Source organism: Pandoraea sp. ISTKB, from assembly GCF_001721285.1.
GTDB classification, from domain to species: Bacteria; Pseudomonadota; Gammaproteobacteria; order Burkholderiales; family Burkholderiaceae; genus Pandoraea; species Pandoraea capi.
The window spans coordinates 19,247-41,461 of record NZ_MAOS01000032.1 but is presented as its reverse complement, the minus strand read 5'-3'; the positions used below and the strand labels follow the sequence as shown (position 1 = coordinate 41,461).

The following is a 22,215-nucleotide window of genomic DNA, read 5'->3' as shown; positions in this document are numbered from 1 at the left end:
AGGCAGTCAAAATACGACGGGGAAATACGACAGGCAGAAAACAAACAGGCCCGATGACTTTCGTCATCGAGCCTGTTGATCGCGGGACATCGCCTCGCCCGAAAGCGAGCGCGACATCACGAGAAGCGGTCAGCCCTTAGATGGGCTTGATGTTCGCAGCTTGCTTGCCCTTCGGGCCAACCTTAACTTCGAACGAGACCTTTTGGTTCTCTTGCAGCGACTTGAAGCCGTCGACCTTCACTTCCGAGAAGTGAGCGAACAGGTCTTCACCGCCGGCGTCCGGGGTGATGAAGCCGAAGCCCTTTGCGTCGTTGAACCACTTAACAGTACCGGTTTCCATGTTTTTTCCTAATAAAACAATAGCTTGAGGTCGGAATGACCTCGTGAAGCGCTGACAATCAAGGGAAAATGAAGGACTAGAAACCAGCGAGAAGCAGGAAAACTACGTCTGACAACAACTTCGCGGCTTGACAATCTGCAGTTGGTTTTATACGTGTCGCGCCGACGCTTGTCAACAGGGGAAATACCGCAAAATAAGTAACAAATTCCGCAAATAGGCGGGAATTTGGGCACTCTTCGAATGTCCGACGGCCTGTCGACGCCCGTACAATGGGCGTTTTGTCCCGCGCCTATGCCGTTGTCGCGCGTCCAGCCCGAGTTTTGTGCTGTCTGAAACCGTTTTCCGACGATTTTCCCCTATTCGACGCACACACCCGAAAAGTGCCACGGCTGGCACGTGATGCAACCGCGAGCGGGTCTCCACCCTCAGAAACTTTTACCTGCCCACGGATGGAGCCTAATCGTCTTTTCCGCTTTTTGAGGCCGCTACCCCTTCTGCGACCTCTGCGACTGTTGCCTCTGCTGCAAACTTCGCCATCGCAAGCCGACGTCGGCACGCCCGCCCGGTCGCACAGGTTCGCGCGCTGTCGTACCCATCTGCTCAGCCTGACCGTGTGCGCCACGCTGGCCGCCTGCGCCGGCTCGCCGACGTATGGCCCGGTACCCGCCGGCAGCTATCGTGTGCAGTCCGGTGACACGCTCTATGGCATTGCTCGCGCGAACAACACCAGCACGGCCAATCTGGTGAACTGGAACAGCCTGGCCGACGCCGACAAGATCGAGGTCGGGCAGGTGCTACGTGTCGTGCCGCCGCCGGGGGCCACTAGCACGCCGGCGCCGGTGGCATCGGCCGGCGGGAGTTCGCCGTCGACGGCGTCACGTCCGCGGGCGCAAGGCCGCCCCGCGCCGAAACCTGCGCCGGTGCCCGCCGCCCCGCGCACGGCCACCAACAAGATTCCCATGACGTGGCCCGCCACCGGCAACGTGCTGGCGAACTACAACGGCAGCAGCAACAAGGGCATCGATATCGGCGGCAAGGTTGGCGATCCGATTTACGCGGCGGCGGCTGGCAAGGTGGTCTATGCGGGCAACGGGCTGCGCGGCTACGGCAACCTCGTGATGGTGCAGCACGAGAATGGCTACCTCACCGCTTACGCGCACAACAGCGCGTTGCTCGTGAAGGAAGGGGCGGCCGTCACGAAGGGACAGCAAATCGCAAAGATGGGCGACACGGACTCGCATGGCGTCGTGAAGCTGCACTTTGAAGTCCGTCAGAAAGGCACGCCGTTCAATCCGAGCGACTTCCTGCCGCCACGCTGACAAGCGGCAAGCCGGGTGAAATCGATACGCATCCGGTAAGCCGATCTGCACAAACAAAAACGGCAAGGCGCGAAGCCTTGCCGTTTTTTATCGTGCAATCGACGCGGCATCAGACCGCATCAAGCGACATCATGCCGACGCCAGAAATCCCTGCGACAGTCCGTTGGCGCGCGCATCGCACCATTCCGGGTGCGCACGGGGATCGGTCCACACCAGCAAGTGAAGCGCCGCGAGTGCGCGTGGATCGTTGAGCAACTCCCACTTCTGCGTGTTCGTCAGCTTGGTCGGGCCTTTGAGCAACGCGGTCTCGACACGTCCCGCACGCAGCGCATCGCGCTTCGCATCGTCGAGTGTCGGTTTCACGCTCGACGCGACGAGCGCGTTGGCCATCGGGTCGATCACCGCGTCGACGAACCCGACATGCTTGCCTGCCTCGGCGGTGTACTTCTCCGTCATGCGCAATTCCTTCGGCGGCCATGACTCTTCCGGAATGAGGAACAGACGCGCGCGCTTGAGACCGCGTCCGAGCGAAACCCGGCTGGAGAAGACCGACACCGGGATCGAGATCATCATCGAGCCGACGATCGGCATCAGCCACCAGATGAAGTCCGGGTTGAGCCAATAGACGACACCGCCCCACGCCATCCCGATCACGGTCTGCAACCCATGGCGGCGAATGGCTTCGCCCCAATGCGTTTCTGCATCTTCACGCGGCGGCGACTTCCATTGGATCGCAATGCCCGTGAGCGCCGCCAGCACGAACTGCGTGTGGAACAGCATGCGCACCGGGGCGAGCACTGCGGAAAACACCATCTCGATGAACATGCTCACCGTCACGGCAAACCAGCCGCCGAAGCGTTTCGCGCCCTTCACCCAGATCAGCAGCACCGCCAGGATCTTCGGCAGGAACAGCAACGTGGCCGTGGCCGAGAACAGCGCCAGCGCCCGCTCCGGATGCCACTCGGGCCAGACCGGGAACAACTGACGCGGCGCCGTAAAGTATTCGGGCACCACCAGCGTGTGCTTGGCCAGCAGACACGTCGAGAGAATCAGGAAGATGAACCACAGCGGCGCCGACACGTAAGCCATCGCGCCCGTGACGAACACCGCGCGATGCACCGGGTGCATGCCTTCCGCCAGGAACAGACGGAAGTTCATCAGGTTGCCCTGACACCAGCGACGGTCACGCTTGAGTTCGTCGAGCAGGTTCGGCGGCATTTCTTCGTAGCTGCCGGGCAGGTCGTAGGCGATCCACACGCCCCAGCCCGCACGACGCATGAGCGCCGCTTCGACGAAATCATGCGACAGAATCGCGCCCGACATCGCGCCCTTGCCCGGCAGCGGCGCGAGTGCGCAATGCTCCATGAAGGGCTTCAGACGAATGATGGCGTTGTGCCCCCAGTAGTGCGATTCGCCGAGTTGCCAGTAGTGCAGGCCGGCGGTGAACAGCGGGCCGTAGACACGTCCGGCGAACTGTTGCAGACGGGCATAGAACGTTTCACGTCCGGCTGCGAGCGGCGCCGTCTGGATCAGCCCTGCGCTCGGGTGCGACTCCATCATGCGCACCAGCTTCGTCAGGCATTCACCGCTCATGACGCTATCCGCGTCCAGCACGATCATGTAGCGATAATCGCTACCCCAGCGGCGGCAGAAGTCGTCGAGGTTGCCGCTCTTGCGCTTCACGCGACGTTGCCGGCGGCGATAGAAGATGCGACCGAAGCCGCCGACCTCGCGACACAACGCCTGCCAGGCATCGACTTCCGCCGTGCAGTTGTCGGCCTCGTTGGAATCCGACAGGATGAAGAAGTCGAAGCGCTCCAGCGAGTCGGTCCGGGCGAGCGACTCGTAGGTCGCGCGCAGACCGGCGAACACGCGGCCGACGTCTTCGTTGCAGATCGGCATGACGATGGCGGTACGTGCATCCTGCGCGATGGGCGCATCGCCCGCCGCCATCTTCGAGATCATGTGACGCTCGCCGCCGAACAGCAGGACGAAGAAGCCGAAGATGGCCGTCCAGAATCCGGCGGACACCCAGCCGAAGAGCAGCACGAACAGCACAAGCACGGAGAATTCGAGCGGATCGGCGCCGTGATACGGCAGCACCGACGCCATGAAGTGCGTGGCGAGCGCCGTCTGCGCGATCATCAGCGCAAGCAGCATCCAGCGGCGGCGACGCCCTGCTTGCGACCACTTGCCCTTCGGATCGGGCGCGTCGCGCACGAGCGGATCCGGGTCTTGGCGGCCGGTGATCTTGCGCCACAGGCGGGCGAGCGGATTGAGCGACCAGGGACGCGGAATCAGCGACGTGCGCCGAACCGGCGGTGCCACGCGCAACGTCTGCACGCCGCGCACTTCATTCAGCCCGGCCGCAGCGGCCAGCGAACCGCCTTCGGTCAGCGAAAGACGCACCGGTTGCGAGGCGAGCACGGCATCGCTGTCGGATTCGATCTCCGCGAGATCGTGGGCGTGCCATGCCGCTGTCGCCACCGCCGTCGGTGCGACAGTCGCGTCAGTCTGGCCGTCGATCTGCGACGTCTTGCCGACGTCAGTCGACGGAAGCGTCGACGCAAGCGTCGACGGGAGTGCCAACGCAGGCTCAGTGTCAACAGACGGTGTGCCCTCGCCGGCGACATGGGTCCCGCGTGCGGCGAGCAAACGCTGCAAGCGAGTCAGGATGTCGAGCGAATCGCCGCCGTCACGCTTCGCCTGCGCGAGCAGGGCGCGACGTTTCTCGGCGGGCAGGGGCAGCCGGTCGACATAAAGCTCGTCGACCGGAATATCGGAGCGCTCGCTCACTCGGGGGGTAACAGGTAGCTCCACGTTTCGGATAGGGTGTTACTGCCGTTGCGCAGGTAAGCGCGCATTTCGACGGGTTTCTCGGAATCGAGGCGGCGCATGCGAAGCATGACGCGATAGCCTCCCGTGACGTCATTGCGCTGCGTCTGCACTTCAAGGATCTTGCCGTTACCGTCGATGGACACATTGCCTTCGACCTTGGCGTCATCCGGCAATTTCTTGAGCGCCGGGCCCTCGAAATCGAGCGCGAACAGCAGACTGTCGTCTGGTTTTCCCCGGTAGCCGTGACCACGGCGGCTTTGCGTCACCCACGCGAGAGGCGGGCGTTTGTCATTATCCTTTTGCCACGTCAGCCGGTACTCCAGCCCATACGGCTGCTTCGGCTTCGGCGGTGCATCGGGTACCCAATAGGCGACGATGTTGTCGTTGGTTTCGTCCGGTGTAGGAATCTGCACCAACTCTACACGACCTTGTCCCCATTTGCCCTTGGGTTCGACCCAGGCGCTCGGGCGCGACTCATAATGGTCTTCAAGGTCCTGATAATTGTTGAAGTCGCGATCGCGTTGCACCAGCCCGAAACCACCGGGGTTGGACAGCGAGAACGACGACACGAGCAGACGCTTTGGATTGACGAGCGGACGCCAGATCCATTCGCCGGTGCCGGACTGAATGGAGAGGCCGTCGGAGTCGTGCACTTCGGGACGATAGTCGGGTGCCGGCGGCTGCTGGTTTTCGCCGAAGAAGAACATGCTGGTCAGCGGGGCAATGCCCAGCTTGGTCACGTTCTCGCGCAGGAACAGCTCGGATTTGACGTCGACGGTCGTGTCCACACCCGGACGCAGCGTGAAGCGGTAGGCCCCGGTAGCGCGCGGCGAATCGAGCAACGCGTAGATGATCAGCTCTTTGGCGCCCGGCGCGGGACGCTGAATCCAGAATTCGGTGAAGCGCGGAAACTCTTCACCGGAGTTCAGCGCGGTGTCGAGCGCGAGACCGCGTGCGGACAGGCCGTACGTCTGGTTCTTGCCCAGCGCACGGAAATAGCTCGCGCCGAGGAAGACCATGACTTCGTCTTTGTACTTCGGCGTGTTGACCGGGTAGTGGATCCGGAACCCGGCGAAGCCTAAGCCTCGCAGTTGCTTCGGGTCGACCTTGAGCGCACCGAAGTCGAACATGTCCGGGCTATAGCGGATTTCGCGCACGCTGTTGCCCATCAGTTCGTTGATCTTGACAGGACGGTCGTAGTACGAGCCTTCATGGAAGAACATCAGCTCGAACGGCAGCTTCTGCGCACGCCACAGCGCCTTTTCGGGCTTGAAGCGAATGTTGCGATAGCGGTCGTAGGTGAGGTTCTGAAGGTCTTTGGGAAGGTTCGGATCCTTCGGCTTGTAACGGCTGTTCGCGAGCGTGCGAGCCTGTTTGGCGACGTCGTCGAACGAGAAAGCATGCGCGGCGCCTGAGACGAGCGCACAGACGCTGAGCACACTGGCGATCGCCAGGCGCAGGGCACGGTGGGAAATCATGCGGGAAACCGCGTTGGGCAGGAATTCCATCGGCAGTGGGAAGGGCATGTAACGCGCGTGCCGACCGTAGCCAGCGTGCGCCGAACGCGCAATTTTACCCGTTCATTCACCGATTGACTAAAGATGCATCGGCAAAACCTTCGAAGCAGGCACTCACATTACCCCTATCGTCTGCTGTGGCGGTGCTTCCGGCGCGTCATAAATTTGTGACTATTTGTGACCAAAGGGGCATTTGAAAGGATTTCCCTGCCTTTCTTGCCACTTTTCAGTCATTTTTTCGACATTCCTGCACCATTTCCCTGCCATTCGAGGCGAAATTTCGCGCGAAGCGTCACTACTTCGCTCACGACTTTGTTTTCGCCCCGACGGAAACGCCCTCCGCTGTCATCTGCCGCCCGCTAGCGGCTCGCCATCGCGAGCAATCCCCCCAGCGTCATCAGCGCGCCGCCAATGGTGCGTCGCACGAGATGCTGCCGCCGGACCATCGCCGCACGCATCCACCCCGCCGAAAAGCCAAGCGCCACGAGGCTGAACCACACCCAATGGGCAAACGACATGAATGCGCCGTACGCCAGCCCCAATCCCCACCCGGTGCCCGGATGAACGACCTGTGTGAAGGTACTCACAACGAACAACGTGCACTTCGGATTCAACGCGTTGGTGAAAAAGCCCGTGCGGAAGGCTTGCAGGTCTTCGCGCCAGCGAGTGGCTATCTTTTCATCCGAATCGATCGCTGCCGTCGACAACGCAGGCGACTCCTCGGTGACATCGACGACTGGCGACCGATCCTTCAATGTCCGCCAGCCGATGTAGACCAGATACGCCGCCCCGACCCATTTGATGCCGGTGAACAGCCACGGCACCTGCGCAATCAACAACCCGACGCCCACCAACGTGTACGCCACATGTACCTGCACTCCCGCCGCAATACCCAACGCTGCCCATAACCCCGCCCTGCGACCGTGACGCCAGCTCTCGCGTGTCACCATCGCGAAATCCGCACCCGGGCTGATTACCGCCAGCACCGTGATCGTCATTACCGCCAACAACTCTTGCATGATGAATTCTCACTGATTGATTTGAGGACGATGGCTGGGTGGGGACGGTGTTTTTGCCGGAATTGATGCCCGAACCGAGCCCGAACCGATGCCATCGCCGCGACGGACCGGGGCCCTATTCCGCCCCTCAGACATAGACCCAACTCGGTTCAGAACAGGGCCCCGATCCGCCGCTCATCGCACTCTTCGCGCTCCGGCGCTAACGTCTTTTCGTCGCTTCGGGGGTATTTTCCTTGGTCTTTTCTTGCCCGAAAAACGATGTTTTTGGCTTCTCATCCGTGATAATTTCTCACGTATGACGCGCCCCCTGCCCCTCAACGCCCTTCAAGTCTTCGACGTCGCCGCCAGCGAACTCAGCTTCGCCCGCGCCGCCGACAGACTCTTCGTCACCCACGGTGCCGTCAGCCGGCAAATCCGCACGCTCGAACTCGCCCTCGGCTTTCCCCTCTTCGAACGCCGCAACCGCGCCGTCTTCCTCACCCCCGCCGGTACCCGCCTCCACGCCACCACCCGGCAAATGTTCGATCAACTCGCCTCCACCGTCGCCAGCCTCCACGCCAGCGCCGCCTCGCGCACGCTCGTCGTCTCCTGCGAACCCACCCTCGCCATGCGCTGGCTCATTCCCCGCCTCGGCACGCTCGCTCAGACACACCCCGACATCGCCCTCCACCTTCACTCCGCCGGTGGCCCGCTCGACTTCGAAAACACCGGTGTGGACGTCGCGATCCGACGCAATGACTTCTTCTGGGGCCATACCCTCGCCGCCGAACCGCTCGCCGACGAATGGATCGGACCGGTCGGACTGCCCGCCTCGTTTGCTGCCCCACGTCTGAATCCGCTCGGCACGCGCACCCGCCCCAGCGCCTGGCAAGACTGGCTGCGCGCCATGCAATCGACCCGACGCGATTCGCCGCCCACACTTCCCTCACTCGAAGCACACGGCAAGACGCCGCCGTTCGAACACTTTTATCTGAGCCTGCAAGCCGCCGGCGCCGGACTCGGCGCCGCCATCGGATCGGTCTACATGGTGAGCGACGAACTGAGCGCAGGCCGCCTCGTCGCCCCCTACGGCTTTATCCGCGACGGCTCGGGATATGTCGCGCTCTCACGCGAGCCCTTCGCCGCAAACCCGGCCAAGGAAGCCCTGCTGGCATGGCTGCGCCACGCGCTGGCGGACGCCGCGTCGCCATGGATCGAAAACTCGCAGTGAACTGAAGCGGGCGTTATCAGGCGCGAGGGTCGCGCGGCGCGTGACTGGAATCGGAATCGGGGGCGGGCCCCGTGGCCGCGGAGCGGGAAGCGGACGGATGAGACTCCGCAGGAGGTGAAGCCGACGAAGCCGAGGGCGACGGCGATGTCGACTGCGCAGCCGCGACAGGCACCGGCACCGGCGCAGGACCTGCCGCCGCACTCGCCGCATCTTCGGTCTGGGCAACGGCAGGCGGCCCCTTCGGCAGCATTCGCACGCCACGCCAATTGCCCCACTTGTAGTACGTCAGCGCCATGACGAGCGACACGGCGAATCCGAGCGGGAAGCTCCACCAGATCGCCTCGGCCCCCCACGTCTTTTGCATCTGCCACGCGAACGGCAAGCGGATCACCCACTGCGAGACGAACAGGATGACGAGCGGTGCCGTGACCGCCCCGGTGGCCCGCACAACGCCGAACAGCACGATGGTCACCCCGAACAGCACGAACGACCACGCCACGACCGCATTGATGTGCTGCGCCACCGAGATGGCATAGCCATCGCCCGGCAAGAAGGCGTTCATGAACTGTTTGTTGAACAACAGAATGGCGATGACCAGCGCGCCGGTCATGACAAAGTTCAGTCCGACGCCGACACGTCCGATCTTCGATACGCGATCCCATAACCCCGCACCGACGTTCTGCGCGGTCATGGACGACACGCCCGCACCGATCGCCAGCGCCGGCATCTGCACGTACGTCCACAACTGCGACGCTACGCCGTAGGCCGCCGTGGTCTGCGATCCGTAACCGTTGACGAATCCCATCATCACCATGGCCGACGACGAGATCACCACCATCTGCAATCCCATCGGCAATCCCTTGACGACGATCAGCCGTAACAGCCCCGGATCGATGCGCAGATACTTCCAGTCGCGACGCGTGAGCCACAGCGGATCGCGCCGCCGATACAAGGTGTACATGAGCGCCGCGAGGCTCACCGTCTGTGCGATGAGCGTGGCGCCCGCCGAGCCCGCAATGCCGAACGGCGGGATCGGTCCCCAGCCGAAGATGAGCAACGGGTTGAGCGCGATGTCGAGTCCCGCCGACAACAGCATGAAACGAAACGGGGTGCGAGCGTCGCCCGCGCCTCGCAGCGCCATCATGACGAAGTTGTAGAAGTACATCACCGGCAGCGCCACGAAGATGATGCGCAGATACGCGACAGCAAACTCGCGTGCATCGCCTGGTGTCCCCAATGCGCCCAGCAACTCGGGCGTGAAGACGTAGCCGAACACGGACACGCCAACCGACATCAGCACGAAGAACGTCGCGCTCGTGCCGACGATGCGCTGTGTCAGCACATGATTCTTCGCACCGATGGACTGACCGATGAGGATGGTGTTGGCCATGCTGATGCCGAAGACGACACCGAGCAGGAAGAACAACAGGATGTTGGCGTTGGACGCGGCAGTGAGCGCCGACTCGCCGAGATAATGGCCGATCCACATGGCGTTGATCGACGCGTTGAGCGATTGCAGCACGTTACTGCCGAGCACCGGCAGCGAGAACCAGAACAGGGTCTTGCCGATGGGGCCGCGCGTGAGATCCTGTTCGGCCATGGTCCGCCTTATTTGGTGTCGAACTTCACGCCGGCCGCCGGTGACGGCACGCTACATCGGTGGCCACGCACATTGTCGAGGAATCGCTGGATCAGCGGCAGGATCTTGGCTTCGATATCTCCGTGCCCGTATCCGAAGCCCGCGAAGTTGAAATGCGTCGCGCCATCAACCACCGCCAGCCAGTGACATCCCGGCGGCATATCGGCAAACGGTTCGGTACGCGTCTGCCACTTGCCGTCGAGCGGCTCGTCCCGAGTGCCGGTCACCAGCAGCACCGGCTTGCGAATGTCGTGCCACGCGCCCGCCGGGAAGATCGCGCCCTTGCCCTGTGGCGAGAGCGCGATATAGCCGTCGAAACGATCGTCGCTATCGAGCCCCAGCTTGTTCTTCGCCCCGGCCTCGATCATCACGGTCACCGCGCCCATCGAATGTCCGGCGAAGACCGCCGGTCCCGCATGACACTGACCACGCGCCCAATGCAATGCAGATCCCGCATCTTCGAGACGATCGTCGTACGCTTCGGGGTCCGTAGTGAGCGCAAGCAAACCATCGCGCAACCCGCCATTGCGCACCCGGTCCCGCAAGGAGTCGCGACCGCTTTCCTTGTGCGCCATGGTCACCGCCAGCCAGCCTGACTTCGAGAGCGCACGGCCAAGCCACGACAGCGCATCGCGGTCGTCGCCCGCGCCGGGACTGAGCACGACCACGCCGTTGCAGGCACCGGCAGGCCGGAAGACGTGAAGGTTCGCATAGGCCCCGTCGCTGCGCAGCACGCGCTGGTCGGTGCCCGTCGACATGGAGGCGGAAGCGGAAGACGAGGAAGAAGACGATGCGCTGGAAGCGGGTGCCGCAGGGGCCGACGTGGGCTTCCCAGCAGTGGCGGACACCGCGGTGTCGGCAGCCAAAACATGCGCAGGGAATGTCGAGACGAACGTGGTGACCAGTGTCGTGATGAACGCCGCGAAGATCGTCGCGGCAGTGGACGTGCCGACGCTGTAGACACCACTCGCGACGCGTAACGTCCCGAACGATCGTCCCACCGCCCTGCGCGCCTTTCCGAGCATCCGTTCTCCCCTGGTATCCGGCAGCACGCAGCCAACCCGGGCCCGAAGGGCGCTAGTCCGAAATCATCTGAAGGACCGAGGGATCAGGTTGAGCCGGGGGCAACGGTCTCGCGACGACGCCCCGCTGCGACATCACACGATGAGCCATCTTAGCGCGGATTGCGTATGCGCTCGCATGAATTTTGCATCGTCCTGACGTGTCTCGCGTGCGCAACGCATGTCTTGCAATTCGGACTCACATGCGTTGCCTTTTCACGCGCCTTTGACTGGCATTCGTCGTAGGGACGATGTCCGTTCAGGCGTGCCGATGCTCACCCTCTCTCGCCTCGTGCACCTCTCGCTTCAGGCCGAGCGCCGACGCGTACCCCTGCGGATCGAAACGCCACGTCAACGCGATCAGCGCGACGTTGATGACGACGAGCCCGATCCACGACGGCAGGAAGCTCCCCGTCGCCGCCACGATGGCGCCGGCCGCAAACGGGGCGAGCGCCGCGATGCAAAAGCCCACGCCCTGCATGAACGCCGCCAGCGCCGCCGCGTGACGCGGATGCGCGTGATGATCCAGCGCCAGCACCAGTCCCAGCGAAAAGGTACCGCCCAGACCGAACCCGATACCGCCGATCCACACCCACGGTGCGATGTCCGGCGCGATGACCAGCCCGACGAGACCACCCAGCGTCGCCGCGAGCGCCAACGTCAGCCAGCGGCGGCGATCGACGTGAGCGCGTGCGAGCCACGGCAACATCAGTGCCGCCGCGACCTGACACGCCGTGAGCCCGGCGAGCAACGCGCCGCTGTGCGTCGCGCTCATGCCCCGCGCCTGATAGAACGGCGGCAGCCACGCGACCATCGTCGTGTAAGTACAGTTGATGAGACCGAAGTAGACGGCCAGCGTCCACGCGCGAGGCTTGCGCAACAGATCGAGCATCGACGGCGCCTGATCTGCGATGCGCGCCGTTGCGGCCTGACATGCCGCACGCAGTGCTTCCGCCGTCGCCGGTGTCGCGGGTGTCTCCAGTGTTGCGGCCGATGCCGCCGATGCCGCCGCGCGCGCCAATGGCGCACGCCACCATGCGAACGCGGCCAGACCGACGACGGCCAGCCACATCCCCAACCCGGCGCGCCAGTCGCCCGCCTCGGCGGCCACCCACGGACTCGCGGCTGCCCCGAGGCCGCCGCCGCCCATGAGCGCCGCTGAGTACAGTCCCATCATCGACGTCATGCGCGCGGCGCTGTAGTTCGCTTTCACCACGCCGGGCAGCAACGCCTGAATGATGGCGATGCCAGCGCCCGACACCAGCGCCGTCGCGATCATCGTGACGGTGTCGTCTGCCACGAACCTCGCACCGCACGCGAACGCCAGCGCGGCCAGTCCGAGCAACACACCGCTGCGCTCACCGAAGCGTCGCGTCAGCCCGCTCGCGGCGAACGCGCCCGCCCCCATCGCCAGCACGGGCAGCGACGTGAGCAATGCGGCGACGGGATAGCTCATGCCCGTCGCCTCGCGAATCTGCGGCAGCAGCGGGCTGATGGAGGTGAGCGTCGGGCGCAGCGTAAGCCCCACCGCGACGATGGCCAGCCAAAGCGTCATACCGCCACGCCCTCGCTCACCACCACGTGACCGTTCGCCACGACCCAACGGCGCGGCGCGCGAGTGACGATCGCCTGCGCCGCGTTCAGGGCATCGACCAGTACGAGATCGGCGCGAGCGCCGACGTGAAGTCCGTAGTCCTCGAACCAGCACGCACGCGCGCCCTGATGCGTGACGCAATCGAGCGCGATGTCGAGTTCGTCGTCGCGCCGCAGGTTGTAGCGCAGACCGATCATCATCGCGCGCTCGAGCATGTCGGGCGAGCCGTAGGGCGTCCAAGTATCGCGAATGCCGTCGTTACCGCCGGCGAGCGGCACCCCGGCGCGACGGCAGGCCATGAGCGGCGGCACGATACGCGACGGCGGCGCCGTCGTGATGAGCGCCACCCCGGCATCCGCCAGACGCGCCAGCAACGCATCGGCACGCGCGGCATCGAGTTCGCCCAGGCAGAAGGCGTGCGACACCACCACCTTGCCCTGCATGCCGAGCGCCACAATGCGCTCCAGCATCAACTCGAACGAGAACACGCCCATCTCGCCCGGTTCGTGCAGATGGATGTCGACGGGACAGCCATGCTTGTCCGCGAGCGCAAACATGGCGTCGAGCGATGCCTTCGGGTCGCGGTCGATGGCGCAGGGATCGAGCCACCCGAGCACGTCCGCCCCACGGGCGAGCGACGCGTCGAGCAGTTCGACGGTGCCCGCGCGATCGAGCACGCCCGACTGCGGGAACGCCACGATCTGCATGTCGAGCCGGTCGGCCAGCGTCTCACGCGTGGCGAGGACACCGTCGAGGTGTCGCAAGCCCGCATCCGTGTCGATGTCGACGTGCGTACGCAGTCGCGTGGTGCCTGCCGCGAGGAACGCGCGACCGAGCGCCAGCGACGCCGCCCCCGCATCGTGCCCGCTGGCCGCGCGCCACGCGCGCTCGTTGTCGATCCGGTCGATGAGCCGCGAGCCGCACTCGTTCACGTACCACGGCATGCCCCACGTGGTCTTGTCGAGGTGCGTGTGCGATTCGACGAAACCCGGCATGAGCAGCGCCCCGCCCGCGTCGATGCGATGCACGGCACCGTCAGCACCATCCACACCGACGGCCGACGCCGGATACGGCGGTAGTGCCGATCCGATGGCCGCGATCTTGCCTTGCTCGACACGCACGTCGACCGGCGAACCATCCAGCCCCCGTGCGTTGCGAATTTCCAGTGTTGTCATACTTTCCTCAAGATTCCGGCTTCCACGTTGCGCGAACGGGTAAGCGCGCTCACCGCCACGAACGTCACCGCATTGACCGCCAGCGCGACCAGTCCCATGTTGATCGACGCCACAGTATCCGATGCGCCCGGCATCAACGTGCGAAGGTTGACGTCGAACCCGACGGCGGCCAGCAGCACGAGCGCACCGGCGCCGATGCCCGCGAACGCGCCGTACTTGTTACCAAACGGACGCGGCAGCAGACTCGCCACGAACGACGGGAACAACTGCGTGAGCAGACTCGACGCGAACAACGCCAGCGCCACGAACGTCGCACCGCCGCGCAGCACGAAGAACACCGCGACCAGACCGAACAGCGGCAACACACGCTTGGCGAGCTTGCCGACGAACGCTTCGCTCGCATGCGGCGCAAAGCCGTCGCGATAGATGTTCTTCGCGATCAGCGTCGACGCGTTGAGCAAGATCATCGAACCGGGCACCAACGCGGTCAACACCCCCACGCCGCCGATCACGCCGACGAACCACGGCGAGAACGTCTGCTTGACGATGCGCAGCAGCGCCAGATCCGAATCGGCGCCGGAGAGCCCCGGCACTTGCAGAATCGCTGCAAAACCGACGAAGAACATGAAGGCGATGACCATCTGATACAGCGGCATCAGGATCGTGTTCTTGCGCACCGCACTCTCGGTCTTCGCGGCATACACCGACGTGAAGACGTACGGGTACAGGTAGTAGCCGAGCGACGTGAGCAGGATCGTCGAGTTGTACCAGGACAGGGTGAGCCCGCTGGTGGGCATTTGCAGGAAGCCCGGACGCGCCGCCTCGATGCGGTCGAACATCTCGCCGAAGCCGCCGAAGTAATGCAGCGGCAGGTAGATGCCGAGGAACACGGCGATCACGAGAATCAGAATGTCCTTGTAGATCGCAATGCTTGCGGAACCGTGAATGCCCGAGACCGTGATGTAGACCACCATCGCGATCGCACCGCACCAGATCGCAACCGCCGGCGGGATCGTGCCGTACGACGCCTCGGACACGATGATGCCCAGCCCGCGCAACTGGATGATGAGCAGCGCGCTCATGCCCAGCACGGCGACCAGCGAGACCACCACCCCGAGCGCGCGCGACTGGTACGCCGTGGCGAAGAAGTCGGAGAACGACACGCAGTGGTGTTTCGTCGCATGACGCCACGCCGCAGGCAACATCCAGTAACCGAGCAGATAGGCGAGGGCGCCGTAAGCGAGGATGTAGAACGCGGGCGGCCCCTTGCTGTAGGCCCATCCGCTCGCCCCCAGGAACGTGAAGGTCGAGAAGGCCTCGCCCGCCATCAGCAGGAAGACGAGCAGCGTGCCGAAGCCGCGTCCGCCCACGGCCCATTGTTCGAGGCTCATGGTGCGACCGCGTCGTGCGCGCAAGCCCACGAAAAGCGCGAAAGCGAGAAATGCCGCGATGACGGCGAGTGCGGCGTTCATGATGCGGCTCCGTCGTGATCGCGACGACCGGCATCGGCAACATCGGCCACCGACGCCTGACGGCGGGCGGCGTCGCGCGATCCGTCGAAACGGAACATCACGACCATGACCAGCGACGTGAGCAGCAACCAGACGATGTTCCACGTCATCAGAAAAGGCAGCCCGGCCAGCCGGGTACCCACGTGTTCGGCGAGCCAGCCGCCGCTATAAAAGGCCGCGACGGGAAGCGCAGCCAGGCAATGTACAGGTTTCATGACGTCTCCAGACCCAAAGGGATTCACAGGGCAGTCACGCGTTGTCGCGCTGTCGTTCGCATCGGGAGATGCGCGCAAGGCAGTCGGCAAATCGCGGCGGCCCGATGGTTTCGTCCATTTCGCGAGCGGTCGACGGGATGGCATGTCGTTTCGAATTGCCATATCATCAACCAAATAACACAAAATGGTTAACCATTTTTGTTGACCATTATCGGTAACGATTTGCCGAAATGCAAGGTCGCGAGCGCCGACGGGCCGAAATCGAGGGTTTCCGATACCTTCGATCGGCCAGACATCATGGGAGGGTGCGGCCCTGACGGCGAACGCGAGGGCGCAGGTACAATGCGCCCCACACCCGCGCGATCAAGCACAATCAAGCACGATCGCTCACGACTGATCGCGATTCGCGTATTTCCAGGAGAACCGGCTTGAGCCGCACCGCTGCACCGCCCTCGCCTTCGTCCCCGCCCGCCACCGCCGCTTCGACTGCCATGTCGGCTGACGACGACAGCACGCCGGGCAGCGCCGGCCAGCAGATCGAAGCGCGCGTCTACGCCGCGATCTCGCAGGCGTTGCTCTCGGGCAAGCTCCGGCCGGGCATGCCGCTGCGTGAACGGAATCTGGCGCAGGCGTTCGACTGCACGCGTGGTGCGGTGCGCAAGGTGCTCGCGCGGCTCGGCTTCGAAGGCAAGCTGGTGCTCGAACCCAATCGCGGCGCGTTCGTGCCGCAGCCGTCGCTCGAAGACATTCGTCAGACGTACCGTGCGCGGCGCGTACTGGAGATCGGTGTGATCGCGAGCATCTGCGGCAGGCTGGGCGACGCGCAACTCGCGGCGCTCGACGCCCACGTGGCGACCGAAGCCCGCTCGCATGCCGACGGCACGCACGAGCGCTCCATCCAGCTCGCGGGCGAATTCCATCTGAAGTTGATCGGCATGGCCGATAGCGCCGAACTCGATGCGTTCGCGCGTCAACTCGTCGCCAAGACAGAGCTATATAAAGCGCTGTACGACCCGGCTGAGTTCATGCACTGCGCACCGACCGAACACGCGCAGCTCGTGAGTCAATTGCGCGACGGCAAGACCGACGCGGCGATTGCGCTCGCGACGGCGCATCTCGACGAGCTCGAAACCCGCGTGCTGACGCATGCGGCGGCCGCCGAGACACCGGACTTCCGCGCCATCTTCGCAGAGGCGTTTGCGGGAGGTGCATGAGGCGGATGCCCAAATCGGGGTATATTGCGCCTGATCGCGAGGAGCCCACGGCCCGCATGCCAATCCCGCCCCTCGCTTGAGTACGAAGCCATTACGAAGCACGAAGCCCGAAGGAAGCCCATGTCCCATCTGGTAGTCCATGGCGGCCAGCCGCTGCGCGGCCGCATCACCCCCTCCGCCAACAAGAACGCCGTCCTCCCGGTGCTGTGCGCCACGCTGCTGACCGATCAGCCCGTGCGCCTCATCGGCGTGCCCGAGATCACCGATGTCCGCAAGATCCTCGACATCTTTCGTCAGCTCGGCAGCGATGTCAGCGTCGATTTCGACGCCGGCATCCTGGACGTCCATCACCTGAACACGCGGTTCGACCCGCGCACCGACCATCTGCCCGAGGAGATGCGCTCGTCGATCATGCTCGTGCCGCCGCTGCTCGCGCGGTTCGGCGTCGCGCGCATCGAAGACAACATCAAGGGCTGCACGCTCGGCGTGCGCGAGATCGATCCGCACATCGAAGTGCTGCGCCATTTCGGTGGACGTGTCGAGCGCACCGCCGGCTCGCTGCTGATCCACGCGGACGAAGCACGCCCGGCCATCCATCACTGGCTCGATTACGCGTCGGTGACCACCACGGAAAACTTTGTGCTGTGCGCGGCGACCGCCAACGGACGCTCACAGTTGAACAACGCCGCCTCCGAGCCGCACGTGCAGGAGTTCTGCCGCTTCATGCAGATGCTCGGCGTGCCGATCGAAGGCGTGGGGACGTCGCAGCTCGCCATTGAAGGTGTCGAGCGCTTCGGCGGGGGCGAATTCCGCTTCGCCGAGGATTTCCACGAGATCACCACGTTCCTGGCGCTGGGCGCGATCACGGGCGGCGAGATCACCGTCAAGAACTCGGCGCCGGAGCAGTTCCCGCTGATCGACCGTACGTTCGCGAAGTTCGGCATCAAGGTCGAGCACCGCGACGGCTGGTCGACGGCAACCGCGCAAGGCAAGCTCAAGGTGCAGGCGCCGTTCACGCAGAACATTCTGACGAAGGTGGAAGCCGCGCCGTGGCCGTATTTCCCGGTGGACCTGCTGCCGATCTTCATCGCGCTGGGCGTGAAGGCCGAAGGCAGCGCCATGTTCTGGAACAAGGTCTATGACGGCGCGATGGGCTGGTCGACGGAGTTGTCGAAGTTCGGCGCGCACGTGTTCCAGTCGGACCCGCATCGTCTGATCACGTTCGGTGGCGTGCCGCTCTCGCCGGCGGTCGTCGAGAGCCCGTACATCATTCGCGTGGCGATCGCCTTGCTGATGGTGGCCGCGAGCATCGACGGACAGTCGACCATCAAGAACGCGCTGCCGATCCGTCGTGCGCATCCGCGCTTCGTCGAGAATCTCTGCTCGGTCGGCGCGAACGTCGTCTGGACGAACCCGGAGTAACTGGCGTCGCTGCGGCGGCATCGAGATCATCGATGTCTTTGAAGCCGTACGGATCCGGCCCCCCCGGGGGGGCCGGGCTCGCGCTGCGGCACCCCTGACGGCAGACGACCCCCCGATCACCTACACGCCGGTCGTCGCCGCTGCGAACCCGACGGTTGACCTTACCTGAGCCGATCCGGCGCGCGCTTGCCGCACCTTTGCCCGACGGCATCCCACGTTTGCCTGACGGAAAATTATTTCCCGCCCACCGGCATTCACACCGAATTGACGCAGCGTGTCCGGGCGAATGTGAAAGAATGACGACCATCATGAGCGATCGTCACCTGCCCCCGCAGTCGTTTGCCGCGTCCGCCGCCCCCACCGCGACATCATCTCGTCCGGCAGGCGCATGGCCCGCCTCGCCCCATGCCCGGCAGTTGTCGGGCGTGCGTGTGCTCGTGGTCGACGACAATCAGGAAGACCGCATGCTGCTGATGGACTTCCTCAGTCAGCAGGGCTGCCGGGTCTACATCGCACAAGACGGTCGCGACGGCTACACCAAGGCCCGCACGGTGCAGCCCGATCTCATCCTCATGGATATCCGCATGCCGGTCTGCGACGGCCTCGGCGCGTGCCGTCTGCTCAAGGCGGACCCGGGCACCCGCCACATCCCGCTGATCTTTCTGACGGCGGCCGCCCTGCCCGGCGAACGTGTTGCAGGACTGACGGCCGGTGCGGTCGATTACGTCACCAAACCGTACGACTTCGAAGAAGTGCGGCTGCGGCTGTCGATCCATCTCAAGGCGACGACGCCCTCGCCCGCTCAGGCGACGTCCGGTGCCGGCAGCGATGGTACGAGACTCACGCCGCTGCCCGTACAGGCACATACGCTCGACGCTGTGCTGTTTCGGGCGACACGCGCCTTGCTGCTCGATCAATTGAGCACGACTCCCGAACTTGCCGGACTGGCGAGCGCCGTGGGCACGAACACGCGGCGTCTCAATCTGGCGTTCCGGCGCTGCGTCGGCGTCACGGTCTTCGACTTCCTGCGCGAAGAACGCATGAAGGAAGCGCGACGCCTGCTCTCGGAGACGTCGCTCGACGTACAGGACATTGCAGCGGCCGTGGGCTTTGCCAGCGCCGCCAATTTCGCGACGGCGTTCCGCGAGCGCTTCGGCATGCCGCCCAGCGGCTTTCGTGAGCAGGGCGCGCAGACCTATCTCGCGTCCGACGGTACTGACGGTGCCGACACGCCGCCCACGCCGTCCACGCCATGAGTGCTGCGCCATCGGGCATTCCCGGCACAGTCCTCGCCCGCTTCTTCCCCATCGTCCACGTCTTCCCCTTCGCCCGCTTCCTTCGTCTGGCGCTCATGGCGCTCATCGCACTCATCGCGCTCATCGCACTCATCGCGCTCTGGCTGCCGATCGGCGCCGTCGCGGCTGCCGAGGCGACTGCACCGACGCCCTCCGGTAAGCCGGTCGCCACCTCCGTCGCCATCGACCTCGCAACCGCCCCGTCGCCACTCAAGCTCGACACGCAGTTGCGCATGCTCGAAGACCCGACGCGCCGGCTCGACGCGACACAGGCGCTCGCCGCACCCGGCTGGCGCCAGGTCGTCCCGCGCATGCTCAACGCCGGCTACAGTCGCTCGGCGTTCTGGCTCACCGGCAACGTCGAGAACCTGAGCGCGGCGCCGGTCACGCGCTGGCTGAGCGTGGGCATCGTGCGGCTGGAGGACATCCGCTTCTATGCCATGCCGTTCGGCGCAACGCAGCCGAGCGTCAGCTGGCGCGCGGGGCACACCGTGCCGCTGACGCAGCACCCCATCGCGTCCGAGACCTCCGTCTTTCCCATCACGCTCGCCCCCGGCGAACGCATGACGTTCCTCGTCCGGGTGGAGACGCGCTCATCGGTCAGTCTCGTGCCGCATTTCTGGCGTCCCGACGACTTCCGCATGGCCGAGGCGCACAACGCCATGATCGCCATGCTGCTCGCGGGCTCGATGATCTCCATCGGGCTCTACGCCCTCGTGCTCGGCATCGCGCGACGTGATCCGGTTTTCGTACTGCTCGCGCTCACCACCATCACGCAGGTCGCGCAGGACATGGCGTTTCAGGGCTTTCTGTATCGCTATGTCCTGCCGCAAGGCGGCGAGTTCATCGTCCGGGCGCCGAGCTTCTTCTCGACACTGACGGCCGGCGCGTTCAGCGCAATGCTGCTGGCCTTCGCAGGTCTGAACGGCGTTGCGCTGTGGCGCTGGACGTACCGCGTCATGATCGGGATCATGGGCTTCATGGCGGTGTGGGTGCTGTTCGGCGATCACCGTGTGGCGGCCTTCACCCATCTGCAATTGCTGACGGTCTTCAACGTCATCTGGGTCGTCTCGCTGATCGACGGCTGGCGGCGCGGCTGCAAGAATGCGCGCCTGAGCCTGCTCTCGTTCTCGCCGGGTTGCGTCGTGCTGTTCTGGCGGCTGGCGATCATCAACGGCCTGCTGCCCGAGGAGTGGCTGGCCAATACGGCGATGGCGTGGAGCACGAACATCTCCGTGCTGCTGATGCTCACCATCATCGTGGCCGGACGCTCGCGCGAACTGGTGCGCGAGCAGCGCGCTGCGCAGCGCGAGGTGTTGCAAACGCGTCGTGAGGAACAGGCGCGGCTGGCCAACGCCGTCGACACGCGCACGCGCGAATTGCAGGCCGCCCTGATTGCGGCCGACGAAGCCAACAGCGCCAAGAGCGACTTCCTTGCGCGCATCAGCCACGACCTGCGCACGCCGCTCACGTCCATCATCGGTTTCGCGGATCTCGTCCAGTCCGGCGGCCGCGAAGACGCCGACCGTGGCCGCATCATCCGTCGCAGCGCGCATCACATGCTCGCGATGGTCAACGATCTGATCGAATACGCAGGCGGCGGCGCGGCCGATGCGCTACACGTCGCCCCGGTCTACACCCACGCCTTCATCGACAGCATGGCGCACGAAGGCATGAGCCTCGCGCGCAAGCATGACAACGCGTTCCTGCTCGACGTGCGCGCGCCGCTGCCGCCGCTGCTCGCCTTCGATGCCAAGCGGGTGCGTCAGGTGTTGGGGAATTTGCTGGACAACGCGGCGAAGTACACCGCCGACGGCACCATCACGTTGTCGCTGTCGGCCACCCCGGACGCCACGCGCGCCGACATCGTGCACGTGTGTTTCGGCGTGGAGGATTCCGGCTGCGGTATCGCGAAGGAAGACCTCCCCCGCGTGTTCGAACCGTTCGCGCGGCTCGACGGTGCACGCCGTTTGCCGGGCGTGGGGCTGGGGCTCGCGATCGTCAAGCAGTGGATCGAGCGCATGAACGGCACCATCGCCATCGACAGCACGCCCGACGTCGGCACACGGGTGACGTTCTCGCTGCCGCTGCACGTGGCGCGCGAGACCGATCTCGTCGCGCAATCGTTCGCGGGCGCCACGCATGCGCTCCCGCCGCTCGACGGCACCGGCTATCACATCTGGCTTGCCGAGGATTCGCCCGAGATCCGGCAGTTCCTGCACGATGAACTCGCCAGTCTGGGCTTCTCCGTGCGTACCTTCGGTGACGGCGTGGCGCTCATCGCCGCGCTGGGCAATCCGAGACAGACGCTGCCGGATCTGGTGCTGACCGATCACATGATGCCCAATGCCGATGGTCTGGCCGTAGCGCGTGCCGTGCGACGACGCTGGCCCGACGTGCCCGTGCTGGCCGTGTCCGCCTCACCGCAGGTGGTGGCGGGCAGCGGCGTCGGGAGTGCCGCGGGAGAGGAAGGCGCAGAAGCGGACGACGACGCCAGAGGGTACGACGCCTGCCTGCTCAAGCCGGTCGAACTCGCGGACCTGCGTCACACGCTGGCGCGGCTGCTCGACCTGCAACGCATCGACGCCCCGCTCACCGCCGACGCGGACGGTGAGGCAGACGCCGACAGCGCTGCGCTCGTACGACCGTCACGCGATCTGCTAGTGGAAGCCCGGCAATTGATCGCCATGGGCGCGATCACCGACCTGATGGACTGGGCGCGTCACCTGAGCACGCTGGCACCGCAATACGACGGCTTCGCGCACCACGTCCACCAACTTGCCCAGCGTGGAGACCTTGCCGGGCTGGAGGCGTTGTGCGCGGCGCCGTATTAGATCAGTCGTTAG

Annotated in this window: 16 protein-coding genes and 2 pseudogenes; 8 read left to right on the top strand and 10 right to left on the bottom strand. The window is 64.8% G+C overall.

The window, feature by feature from the left end:
• Positions 1-136: 136 nt before the first annotated feature.
• The gene (locus A9762_RS11830) at positions 137-340 is read right to left on the bottom strand and encodes a cold-shock protein (RefSeq protein WP_044456973.1); all 204 of its coding nucleotides are present in this window, start codon (positions 338-340) and stop codon (positions 137-139) included.
• A gap of 596 nt (positions 341-936) precedes the next feature.
• Between A9762_RS11830 and A9762_RS11825 the strand changes: the two genes are divergently transcribed.
• On the top strand, positions 937-1,659 hold the full coding sequence (locus A9762_RS11825) for a peptidoglycan DD-metalloendopeptidase family protein (RefSeq protein WP_069342286.1): 723 nt from the start codon (positions 937-939) through the stop codon (positions 1,657-1,659).
• A 45-nt stretch (positions 1,660-1,704) separates the two neighbouring features.
• A pseudogene (locus A9762_RS29430) lies at positions 1,705-1,902 on the top strand (hypothetical protein); the annotation flags it as partial.
• Here A9762_RS29430 and mdoH read toward each other — a convergent pair.
• From mdoH to A9762_RS11810, 3 genes and pseudogenes are all read right to left on the bottom strand, one after another.
• Positions 1,825-4,323 (bottom strand): annotated as a pseudogene (gene mdoH, locus A9762_RS11820) (glucans biosynthesis glucosyltransferase MdoH); the annotation flags it as partial. The pseudogenes A9762_RS29430 and mdoH overlap by 78 nt on opposite strands.
• Positions 4,324-4,451: 128 nt before the next feature.
• The gene (locus tag A9762_RS11815; RefSeq protein ID WP_069342235.1) at positions 4,452-6,005 is read right to left on the bottom strand and encodes a glucan biosynthesis protein G; all 1,554 of its coding nucleotides are present in this window, start codon (positions 6,003-6,005) and stop codon (positions 4,452-4,454) included.
• 368 nt (positions 6,006-6,373) lie between these two features.
• The gene (locus A9762_RS11810) at positions 6,374-7,033 is read right to left on the bottom strand and encodes a LysE family translocator (protein WP_069342234.1); all 660 of its coding nucleotides are present in this window, start codon (positions 7,031-7,033) and stop codon (positions 6,374-6,376) included.
• Between the two features lie 295 nt (positions 7,034-7,328).
• Here A9762_RS11810 and A9762_RS11805 point away from each other — a divergent pair, with 295 nt between their 5' ends.
• The gene (locus A9762_RS11805) at positions 7,329-8,243 is read left to right on the top strand and encodes a LysR family transcriptional regulator (RefSeq protein WP_069342233.1); all 915 of its coding nucleotides are present in this window, start codon (positions 7,329-7,331) and stop codon (positions 8,241-8,243) included.
• A 16-nt stretch (positions 8,244-8,259) separates the two neighbouring features.
• Here A9762_RS11805 and A9762_RS11800 read toward each other — a convergent pair whose 3' ends face one another.
• Positions 8,260-9,843 (bottom strand): MATE family efflux transporter, encoded by a 1,584-nt coding sequence (locus tag A9762_RS11800; protein WP_083253852.1) that lies wholly within the window; start codon positions 9,841-9,843, stop codon positions 8,260-8,262.
• Positions 9,844-9,851: 8 nt separating this feature from the next.
• Positions 9,852-10,640, bottom strand: a complete 789-nt coding sequence (locus tag A9762_RS11795) for an alpha/beta hydrolase (protein WP_069342232.1) — start codon at positions 10,638-10,640, stop codon at positions 9,852-9,854.
• Between A9762_RS11795 and A9762_RS11790 the strand changes: the two genes are divergently transcribed.
• A complete protein-coding gene (locus A9762_RS11790; protein ID WP_139133184.1) occupies positions 10,639-10,842 on the top strand; it encodes a hypothetical protein in 204 nt (67 codons plus the stop codon). The two genes, A9762_RS11795 and A9762_RS11790, sit on opposite strands and share 2 nt — an antisense overlap.
• 360 nt (positions 10,843-11,202) lie before the next feature.
• On the opposite strand, the gene A9762_RS11785 is transcribed toward A9762_RS11790, so the two are convergent.
• Genes A9762_RS11785 through A9762_RS11770 form a run of 4 tightly spaced genes read right to left on the bottom strand, consistent with a single transcriptional unit; the run spans position 11,203 to position 15,438 of the window.
• Positions 11,203-12,498, bottom strand: a complete 1,296-nt coding sequence (locus A9762_RS11785) for an MFS transporter (protein ID WP_069342230.1) — start codon at positions 12,496-12,498, stop codon at positions 11,203-11,205.
• Positions 12,495-13,712, bottom strand: coding sequence for an amidohydrolase family protein (locus A9762_RS11780; protein ID WP_069342229.1), 1,218 nt, complete (start codon positions 13,710-13,712; stop codon positions 12,495-12,497). Before A9762_RS11780 ends, A9762_RS11785 begins: the two co-directional genes overlap by 4 nt.
• On the bottom strand, positions 13,709-15,184 hold the full coding sequence (locus A9762_RS11775; RefSeq protein WP_069342228.1) for a sodium:solute symporter: 1,476 nt from the start codon (positions 15,182-15,184) through the stop codon (positions 13,709-13,711). Before A9762_RS11775 ends, A9762_RS11780 begins: the two co-directional genes overlap by 4 nt.
• Complete coding sequence (locus A9762_RS11770; RefSeq protein WP_069342227.1) at positions 15,181-15,438, bottom strand: DUF3311 domain-containing protein; 258 nt, start codon at positions 15,436-15,438, stop codon at positions 15,181-15,183. The genes A9762_RS11775 and A9762_RS11770 overlap by 4 nt, the downstream gene beginning before the upstream one ends.
• A gap of 428 nt (positions 15,439-15,866) precedes the next feature.
• On the opposite strand from A9762_RS11770, the gene A9762_RS11765 reads away from it, so the two are divergent.
• From A9762_RS11765 to A9762_RS11750, 4 genes are all read left to right on the top strand, one after another.
• Positions 15,867-16,652, top strand: coding sequence for a GntR family transcriptional regulator (locus A9762_RS11765; RefSeq protein WP_240493525.1), 786 nt, complete (start codon positions 15,867-15,869; stop codon positions 16,650-16,652).
• Positions 16,653-16,772: 120 nt separating this feature from the next.
• A complete protein-coding gene (locus tag A9762_RS11760; RefSeq protein ID WP_069342225.1) occupies positions 16,773-18,074 on the top strand; it encodes a UDP-N-acetylglucosamine 1-carboxyvinyltransferase in 1,302 nt (433 codons plus the stop codon).
• A gap of 464 nt (positions 18,075-18,538) precedes the next feature.
• Positions 18,539-19,330, top strand: coding sequence for a helix-turn-helix domain-containing protein (locus A9762_RS11755; protein ID WP_240493529.1), 792 nt, complete (start codon positions 18,539-18,541; stop codon positions 19,328-19,330).
• Positions 19,327-22,203 carry a hybrid sensor histidine kinase/response regulator gene (locus tag A9762_RS11750; protein WP_139133183.1) on the top strand — a complete coding sequence of 959 codons (2,877 nt, stop codon included), beginning with the start codon at positions 19,327-19,329 and terminating at the stop codon, positions 22,201-22,203. The genes A9762_RS11755 and A9762_RS11750 overlap by 4 nt, the downstream gene beginning before the upstream one ends.
• Positions 22,204-22,215: the final 12 nt, after the last annotated feature.